Here is an 8,077-nt window from a genome sequence, read left to right on the forward strand (position 1 = left end):
CCAGCACTATCGCTGCGACGCCCGGCGCCAGGTTTTCATCGGTCACTCCTACGGTTCGCTGCTGGGGCTGCATGTGATGCTCAGCCAGCCCGAGCTGTTCGGCCACTACATCCTGGGCAGCCCCAGCTTGTGGTTCGACCAGCGCGTGATGTTCGATATGGAGAAGGCCACGGCAGCTGGGCGCCGCGACCTGCCGGCGCGCGTCAGGATGTATGCCGGCGGCTTCGAGACCTTTGGCAAGACGCCTCGGCACTTCAAGACCACCGATCTGGTCGGCGATATGAAGGCTTTCGAGCGCCAGCTCCGCAGCCGGCGCTATCCCTCCCTGGCAATCGCCAGCCAGGTGATCGCGGACGAGGACCACTTCACCGTGTTTCCCTCACTCGCCGCACGTGGCCTGACCTGGGCTCTGCCTGGCCACGGTCCCTATACCAGTGGCTGACCCCACAAGAATGCAATCTATGAGCAATGCCAAACTCATTCGCGGCTACGAAGTCGTGATCGGCCTGGAAAACCACGTCCAGCTGTCCACGCAATCGAAGATCTTCAGCGGCTCTTCCACCGCTTTCGGCGCAGCGCCCAACACGCAGGCTTCGGCCGTGGACCTGGCCCTGCCCGGCACGCTGCCGGTGCTCAACCGCGGCGCGGTGGAGCGTGCCATTCGCTTCGGCCTGGCGGTGGGTGCCAAGGTGGCGCCGCTGTCCATCTTCGCGCGCAAGAACTACTTCTATCCCGACCTGCCCAAGGGCTACCAGATCAGCCAGTTCGAGATTCCGGTGGTGCAAGGCGGTACGGTGGAGTTCTTCGTCGGCGACGAGAAGAAGAGCGTGCGCCTGACCCGCGCCCACCTCGAAGAAGATGCGGGCAAGAGCCTGCACGAGGACTATCACGGCCAATCCGGCATCGACCTGAACCGCGCCGGAACGCCGCTGCTGGAAATCGTTAGCGAGCCCGAGATGCGCTCGGGTGCCGAGGCCGCGGAATACGCCAAGACCCTGCATGCGCTGGTGATGTGGCTGGGCATCTGTGACGGCAATATGCAGGAAGGCTCGTTCCGCTGCGACGTCAACGTCTCGGTGCGCAAGCCAGGCGAGCCCTTCGGCACGCGCCGCGAGATCAAGAACCTGAACAGCTTCCGCTACCTGGTCGACGCTGTGAACTTCGAGGTCAACTGGCAGATCGACCAGCTGGAAGACGGCTTGGCCATCCAGCAGGCCACGGTGCTCTACAACCCCGACACCGGCGAGACCCGCGCGATGCGCAGCAAGGAAGACTCGGCCGACTACCGCTACTTCCCCGACCCCGACCTGCCGCCGCTGGTGATCGGCGCGGAGTGGGTGGAGCGCGTGAAGAGCGAGATGCCCGAGCTGCCACGCGTGATGGCCAAGCGCTTTGTCGAAGCTGACGGCCTGCCCGAGTACGACGCGACGATGATGACGCAGAGCCTGGCGACGGCGCGCTACTACGAGGCGGCCAAGGCCGCCGGTGCGGCGCCCAAGCTGGTCGCCAACTGGGTAATGGGCGAGATCAGCAAGCGCTTGAACAGCGAGAGCATCGAGATCGACGCCGCGCCGGTGGGCGCTGCCGTGCTGGCCCAGCTCATTGGCCGCATTGCCGACGGGACGATCTCGAACAACGCCGCCAAGCAGGTGTTCGACGCTCTGTGGGCCGGCGAGGGTTCGGACGTGGATGCCATCATCGCTGCCAAGGACCTGAAGCAGTCCAACGACACTGGCGCCATCGAGGCCATCCTCGACGAGGTGCTGGCCGCCAATGCCAAGTCGGTGGAAGAGTTCCGCGCTGGCAAGGAGAAAGCCTTCAATTCGCTGGTCGGCCAGGCCATGAAGGCCACCAAAGGCAAAGCCAACCCGGCGCTGGTCAACGAGCTGCTGAAGAAGAAGCTGGGCGCGGCCTGAGGCGCTGGCCCCAGGCCTCAGCGATGACAGCACGCAGCCCTTTGCGGATGCAGCTGCAGGGCGTGCGCGCGGCGTGCGGCGCCATCCGCCGCGAGTTGCCGGCCGCTGCCGTCGTGGCCGTGCTGCTGGTGCCGCAAAGCCTGGCTTATGCGCTGCTGGCCGGCCTGCCGGCCCAGGTGGGCCTGTATGCCAGCGTGCTTCCGCTGCTGGCCTATGCGCTGTTTGGCGCCAGCCCCTTGCTGGGCTTCGGGCCTGCCGCGGTGTTGGCGCTGATGATCGCCCAGGCCCTGGCGCAGCTGCCGCCCGGCGTCGCCCCGGAGGCGGCCGCCCTGGTGCTGGCGGCCCAGGTGGGCCTGGCACTGCTGCTGGCGGCCTGGCTGCGTCTGCATGCGCTGGCGGCGCTGCTGTCGGCGCCGGTGCTGCAGGGCTTCGAGATCGGTGCGGCGCTGTCCATCGCGCTGAGCCAGCTGCCGGTGCTGCTGGGCAGCCTTGCGCATGGGGCCGACCTGATCACCGTGCTGCATAGCGCGGCCGCCACCGGCTGGCAGATCCAGCCCGGCACCGCGCTGATCGGTGGGCTGGCGGTGCTGGCCTTGCTGGCGGCTCGGCGTTGGCTGCGTGGCCTTGCGGCCAAGCTGGCGCCCTTGGCCGTGCTGGTGGGCTGCACCGCGCTATTGCTGACGGCCGGCCCAGGCCTGGGCCCGGTTGCTCAGATCGGCACGCTGCCGCCGCTGAGCTTCAGCGCCACCTTGCCGCTGCTGGACCTGCAGCTGTGGCGCGCGCTGCTGCCTTCAGCGCTGTCGATCGCCCTGGTGGCCTTTGTCTCCAATCTGGTGGTGGCGCAATCGCTGGGCCGGCGTGCTGGCCTGGCGGTGGACCCGCGCGCCGAGATGCGCGGCCTGGGCGCTGCCAATCTGGCAGCGGCCTTCAGCGCTGGCATGCCGGTGGCGGCCAGCTTCTCGCGCAGCGTGCTGCTGGCCGATGCCGGCGTGCGCAGCCGCTGGGCCGGCGCGTTGGTGGGCCTGCTGATCGCGGCCGCCCTGCTGCTGCTGGCCGAACCCTTGGCGCTGCTGCCCAAGGCGGCGCTGGCCGCCACCATCATCGTGGCCGTGCTGTCCGGCCTCAAGCTGGCGCCGCTGCGCCAGGCCTGGCGCTATTCGCGCACCGAGGCGCTTCTGATGCTCAGCGTGGCCGCCGTCGCCCTGTGCCGCGATGTGGGCGAGGCCATCGCGCTGGGCGTGATCGTCTCGGTGGCTCTGCTGCTGCAGCGCACCGCGCGGCCTCATGTGGCGCTGCTGGGCCGCGTGCCGGGCACCGAGCATTACCGTCATGCCGAGCGCTATGCCGTCGAGCTGCGCGACGATGTGCTGGGCCTGCGCATCGATGAGAGCCTGCTCTTCACCAATGCCGGCAACCTGGCTGATGTGGTGCTGGCGCAGCTTCCACACTGTCCCGGCGCGCGGCGCGTGCTGCTGCAGATGACGCCGGTCAACACGATCGACCTGAGCGGCCTGCAGGCGCTGCAGGATCTGCAACAGGCGCTGGCGGCGCGCGGCCTGGGCCTGGACCTGGCCGAGGTCAAGGGCCCGGTGCTGGACCGCTTGCGCGCCAGCGGCTGGGAGCGGTGGTTTGATGGCCGGCTCTACCTGAGCATTCACCAGGGCATGGAAGGCCGGCCGCCGGACGCGGGCTGACCCCGTGTCGCACGCAAGTCGCGCGCTTCTGTTACCTTCCGCGTCCACAACAGTTTGAGGAGGCTTCGCATGAGCGACGCCCAAGCCACCGCCGCCAGCCTGCTGGGCATGCGCCGCGGCCTTGAAAAAGAAAGCCTGCGCGCCCTGCCCGACGGCATGCTGGCGCTGACGCCACACCCGCTGCCACTGGGCTCGGCGCTGACCCACGACAAGATCACCACTGATTTCAGCGAAAGCCAGCTCGAGCTGATCACTGGCGTGCATGCCAGCGCGGACGCCTGCCTGGCCGAGCTGCAGGAGATCCACCAGGCTGTCTACCAGGTGCTGCAGACCGAGGGCGAGGAGCGCCTGTGGGTCAGCTCCATGCCCTGCGGCCTGCCCACCGATGAGACCATCCCGCTGGGCCGTTATGGCAGCAGCAATGTCGGCCGCTCCAAGAGCATCTACCGCATGGGCCTGGGCCAGCGCTACGGCCGCCGCATGCAGACCATCTCGGGCATCCACTACAACTGGAGCCTGCCCGGCGTCAGCACCGAGCAGTACTTCGGCCTGATCCGCAATTTCCGCCGCCACAGCTTCCTGCTGCTCTATCTGTTCGGTGCGTCGCCGGCGCTGTGCTCCACCTTTGTGGCGGGGCGCCAGCATGAGCTGCGGGCGCTGGGCGCACACACCTTCCACATGCCGCACGGCACCTCGCTGCGCATGGGCCGGCTGGGCTACCAGAGCGACGCGCAGGCCTCGCTGGCGGTCAGCTACAACTGTCTGGGCAGCTACGCCTCGTCGCTGCAGGAGGCGCTGGTTCGCCCCTACCCGGCCTACGAGGCCATCGGCGTGCGCAACCCCGGCGGCGACTACAACCAGCTGGCCACCACGCTGCTGCAGATCGAGAACGAGTTCTACGGCACCATCCGCCCCAAGCGCGTGATCCGCCAGGGCGAGCGCCCGCTGCATGCGCTGCGCGAGCGCGGCGTCGAATACGTCGAAGTGCGCTGCATGGACCTCGACCCCTTCGAGCCGCTGGGCATCAATGCGCAGACCATGCGTTTCCTCGATGTCTTCCTGCTGCACTGCCTGACGCAAGCCAGCGCGCCGGACAGCCCGGACGAGATCGCCGCGCTGGGCGCCAACCAGCACCGCACTGCTGCGCGTGGCCGCGAGCCGGGACTGCGCCTGCAGCGTGGCGGCGCCGAAGCCGATCTGCGCGAATGGGGCGCCGAGATCGTCGATCAATGCGCACCGCTGGCCGCGCAGCTGGACGCTGCGCAGGGCGGCCAGGCGCATGTCGAGGCCTTGGCGATGGCGCGTGCCCGCCTGGCCAATGCGGCGCTCACGCCCTCGGCCCGCGTGCTGGCGGCGATGCAGCAGGACTTTGCGGACTCGCATGTGGCCTTCATTCGCGCACAATCCGAGCAGACCCGCCAGCGCCTGCTGGCCCTGCCCTGGAGCGTCGCGCAGCAAGAGCGTTACGCGCAGATGGCGGCGGAGTCCATCGCCGCGCAGCGCCGCATCGAGGCTGCCGACACGGCGGATTTCGAGACCTATCGGCAGCAGTATCTGGCGCAGCAGAGCCTGGTCGCCTGAGCTGGGGGGCGCGCGGCGCGGCTTGCCCGCGTCCGCGCGGAGGCCTAGGATTTGCCCGTCAGTTGCACATCTGGCCCGACCAGGCTCCATCGATGACCTCCCCTGCCGCCGCTCCTCGTCTTCAAGGCTCCTGCAACTGCGGTGCCGTGCGCTTCACGCTGGCGCAGACGCCCGCCGAAGCCACGGCCTGCCACTGCAGGCTGTGCCGCAAGCAGTCGGGCCATTACTTCGCGTCGGCCAACCTGCCCAAGTCGGCGCTGCAGCTGTCGGGGGCGGAGCACCTCAGCTGGTACCAGGCTTCCGACAAGGTGCGGCGTGGCTTCTGCGCCAAGTGCGGCTGCTGGCTGTTCTGGGAACCGATCTACAGGGACTGGACCTCGGTGGCGCTGGGCACGCTGGACGGTGCCACCCATCTCGCGCTGGAGCGCCACATCTTCGTGGCGCACAAGGGCGACTACTACGAGATTGCCGACGGGCTGCCGCAGAACCCGGACTGAGCGCGCCAGGCCCTGGGCTCGCTCATCCACCGTCGGTGCCGGCCAGGTGCCGAGCGGCTCTACAGGGAGCCGCTGGCGCGCAAGGCTTCAAGCCGTAGTGAAATCCGCTGCTCCAGCTCGCTGAGTGCCTTCTGGGTGGCCAGCCGATCCGGCTCGGTGCTTGCCGCTTCAAGCGCTGCGCGCAGCTGGGCGCGTTGATGGAACAACTCCACCTCGGGCGGCACCACGCCGGCGTTCTTCAGGATCTTGAAACCCATCCTGAACTCGTCTGGCGTCTGCTCCCAACCTGCGTCGCTGAGCATCGGTTTGCCATAGCTTTGGGCAGTACTCAGCTCGCCGGAGCGCTGGGCTTCGTCGAGCTTGCGTCCGATCTCGTCTTCACGCAATTGAAGTGGACTCACGGGCATCTCCAGCATTCGATCTGGCGTGGATGCTAAACGAGCGGTCAGGCCCCAGTCTTGTATCTGCCGGGCTGCCCAGGTCGGCGTGTGCAAGCGCCGTGCTATGGTCCCCTCGAGGAAAGACCATGCGAATCGAAGAGCGGATACAGATCGCCGTGCCCCCGGACGTCATCGACAGCATCTGGATCGAGGTCGATCGCTGGCATGTGTGGGATCCCGACACCAAGCAGGCATCGATCAACGGGCCGTTCGCGCTCGGCAGCAAGGGGCGCATCGTGCCCAGCAAGGGCATGGGGGTGCCGATGGTCATCACCGAACGCACGCCGGGACGCTCGTTCACAGTCGAGGGCCATATCCCGCTGTTCCGGATGCACTTCGAGCACCGGGTGCACGCCATTGCAGGGGGCTCCGAAGTGGCCCACCGCGTCTGGTTCAGCGGCCCGCTGGCGTTTCTGTTCGGACCCAGCGTCGCCAGGCAGGTCAGCCAGGGCCTGCCGCGAACCATGCGGTCGCTCAAGGCCTATGCCGAGCAGCGGCACGAGCAAGCGGCGGCCAGTCCCGCCTGAGTGGAGCGGCTGCTCCATAACGGTTTCGGTCCGCACCCGATTCATCCGTCCGTGCAATCCGGCGCCGCCCTCTCTCGTTGCAAGACCTATCGCTACGCGCTGTGGCGCCACTGGTCCGACGCGCCGCCGGTGCTGTTCGTGATGCTGAACCCATCGACCGCCGATGCCTCACAGGACGACCCGACGATTCGCCGCTGCATCAGCTTCGCGCAGCGCTGGGGCTACGGTGGCATCCTGGTCGGCAATCTGTTCGCGCTGCGCTCGCCCGACCCGCAGCAGCTGCGCACAGCCTCTGATCCGATCGGCCCGCAGAATCAGCGCTGGCTGCGGCGACTGTCGCAGCAAAGCGCGGTGGTGGTGGGCGCCTGGGGCAATCACGGCATGCTGCTGAACCGGGGCGAGGCGGTGGCTGCGCGGTTTCCCGGGATGCTGTGCCTGGGCCTGACCCAACAGGGTCAGCCGCGGCATCCGCTCTATGTGCCTGGGGACGCGGGCTTGCTGCCACTTCCCCAGGCCATGGACCTCACAGCCCCAGCTTCCCCGCCACCTCGCGCCAGGGCACCAGCTTGAAGTTCTGCGTGCCCTGCGGCAGGCGCTTGCGGCCGTCCTGCACCACCAGCAGGCCTTCGCGGTAAGGGCCGCCCAGATTGGCAGCCGTCACGTCCAGGCCATCGGTCTCCGAGGCGCCGTCGATGCCTAAAGCGGCGTTGATGCCGATGCGGAAAGTGCCTCGCAGCGCATGTGGCGCGTCGGCGTCATAGACGGCATAGCTGTCATTGCCCTGCGAAGACACCACCAGTAAGCGGCCCTTGGGCGAGTCATGGATGGCCATGCCTTCCACATCGGCGTGCAGCGCGTTGCTGACCGGAATGGCCAGCACCGGCTCGGACGAGGCCTGGCCGGCGCCCAGCGCCACGCGCCAGACGCCGCGCTTTTCTTCGCCGACGAAGAGCTGCTGCCGGGCTTCGTCCACCACGCAGCCTTCGGGCTGGCTGGGCAGGCGGAACTCGCGCACCAGGGTGGCGCTCCAGCCGCCCTTCTTGCCGGGCTCGCGCTGCAGGCGCAGCTGGCGCACGCGGCCGTCCTTGTCGTTGGGAAAGGCGTCCAGCCCACCCTCGGCATTGCGGCCCACGCAGATACCGTAGATATCGTCCAAACCGGTCGGCAGCCGGGCCAGCTCACGCACGCGGCCGTCCTGGGGCGAGATGCCGAACAGCACCAAGGCATGTTCATCGCGCTGCGTGGCCACCGCAAGGTCGAGGCGCTCATGGCCATAGCGCAGGCCCTGGCGCAGATCCACATTGTTGACGCGGCCCACCGGCAGGAACTGGCGTTCGCGCCCCTGCAGGTCGTAGACGGCCAGGCCCAGCTTCTTGTCGGTGCCCAGCACCAGGCTGCGCGAGCCCTGACGCGGATGCACCC

Annotated in this window: 9 protein-coding genes; 7 read left to right on the top strand and 2 right to left on the bottom strand. The window is 68.2% G+C overall.

What is annotated here, in order from left to right; all coding sequences use genetic code 11:
* The 5 genes from ACIQ67_RS18330 to ACIQ67_RS18350 all read left to right on the top strand — a co-directional run.
* Positions 1–442 (top strand): alpha/beta hydrolase (locus tag ACIQ67_RS18330; RefSeq protein WP_397535817.1); only part of this gene is annotated, 442 nt, incomplete at its 5' end.
* A 19-nt stretch (positions 443–461) separates the two neighbouring features.
* A complete protein-coding gene (gene gatB / locus ACIQ67_RS18335; protein WP_397535818.1) occupies positions 462–1,916 on the top strand; it encodes an Asp-tRNA(Asn)/Glu-tRNA(Gln) amidotransferase subunit GatB in 1,455 nt (484 codons plus the stop codon).
* A 23-nt stretch (positions 1,917–1,939) separates the two neighbouring features.
* On the top strand, positions 1,940–3,610 hold the full coding sequence (locus ACIQ67_RS18340) for a SulP family inorganic anion transporter (protein WP_397535819.1): 1,671 nt from the start codon (positions 1,940–1,942) through the stop codon (positions 3,608–3,610).
* 69 nt (positions 3,611–3,679) lie between these two features.
* Positions 3,680–5,191, top strand: coding sequence for a glutamate--cysteine ligase (gshA, locus tag ACIQ67_RS18345; RefSeq protein WP_397535820.1), 1,512 nt, complete (start codon positions 3,680–3,682; stop codon positions 5,189–5,191).
* A 92-nt stretch (positions 5,192–5,283) separates the two neighbouring features.
* Positions 5,284–5,688, top strand: a complete 405-nt coding sequence (locus ACIQ67_RS18350) for a GFA family protein (RefSeq protein ID WP_397535821.1) — start codon at positions 5,284–5,286, stop codon at positions 5,686–5,688.
* Between the two features lie 59 nt (positions 5,689–5,747).
* On the opposite strand, the gene ACIQ67_RS18355 is transcribed toward ACIQ67_RS18350, so the two are convergent.
* Positions 5,748–6,089: a DnaJ family domain-containing protein gene (locus ACIQ67_RS18355; RefSeq protein WP_397535822.1), complete on the bottom strand. Its 342-nt coding sequence runs from the start codon at positions 6,087–6,089 to the stop codon at positions 5,748–5,750.
* A 125-nt stretch (positions 6,090–6,214) separates the two neighbouring features.
* Between ACIQ67_RS18355 and ACIQ67_RS18360 the strand changes: the two genes are divergently transcribed.
* Together ACIQ67_RS18360 and ACIQ67_RS18365 are read left to right on the top strand one after the other, a co-directional pair.
* Positions 6,215–6,655 carry an SRPBCC family protein gene (locus tag ACIQ67_RS18360; RefSeq protein WP_397535823.1) on the top strand — a complete coding sequence of 147 codons (441 nt, stop codon included), beginning with the start codon at positions 6,215–6,217 and terminating at the stop codon, positions 6,653–6,655.
* Positions 6,656–6,706: 51 nt separating this feature from the next.
* Positions 6,707–7,225, top strand: a complete 519-nt coding sequence (locus ACIQ67_RS18365) for a DUF1643 domain-containing protein (RefSeq protein WP_397535824.1) — start codon at positions 6,707–6,709, stop codon at positions 7,223–7,225.
* On the opposite strand, the gene ACIQ67_RS18370 is transcribed toward ACIQ67_RS18365, so the two are convergent.
* Positions 7,179–8,077, bottom strand: an 899-nt coding sequence (locus tag ACIQ67_RS18370; protein WP_397535825.1) for a phytase, incomplete at its 5' end; no start/stop codon positions are given. The genes ACIQ67_RS18365 and ACIQ67_RS18370 overlap by 47 nt on opposite strands.

The organism is Roseateles sp., from assembly GCF_044373315.1.
Classification (GTDB): domain Bacteria; phylum Pseudomonadota; class Gammaproteobacteria; order Burkholderiales; family Burkholderiaceae_C; genus JACDQM01.

Excerpts from the sequence above, each read along its gene's own strand:
- ACIQ67_RS18350 (WP_397535821.1), top strand. The coding sequence starts at position 5,284 with ATGACCTCCCCTGCCGCCGCTCCTCGTCTTCAAGGCTCCTGCAACTGC.
- gatB (WP_397535818.1), top strand. The coding sequence starts at position 462 with ATGAGCAATGCCAAACTCATTCGCGGCTACGAAGTCGTGATCGGCCTG.
- ACIQ67_RS18360 (WP_397535823.1), top strand. The coding sequence starts at position 6,215 with ATGCGAATCGAAGAGCGGATACAGATCGCCGTGCCCCCGGACGTCATC.
- ACIQ67_RS18340 (WP_397535819.1), top strand. The coding sequence starts at position 1,940 with ATGACAGCACGCAGCCCTTTGCGGATGCAGCTGCAGGGCGTGCGCGCG.
- gshA (WP_397535820.1), top strand. The coding sequence starts at position 3,680 with ATGAGCGACGCCCAAGCCACCGCCGCCAGCCTGCTGGGCATGCGCCGC.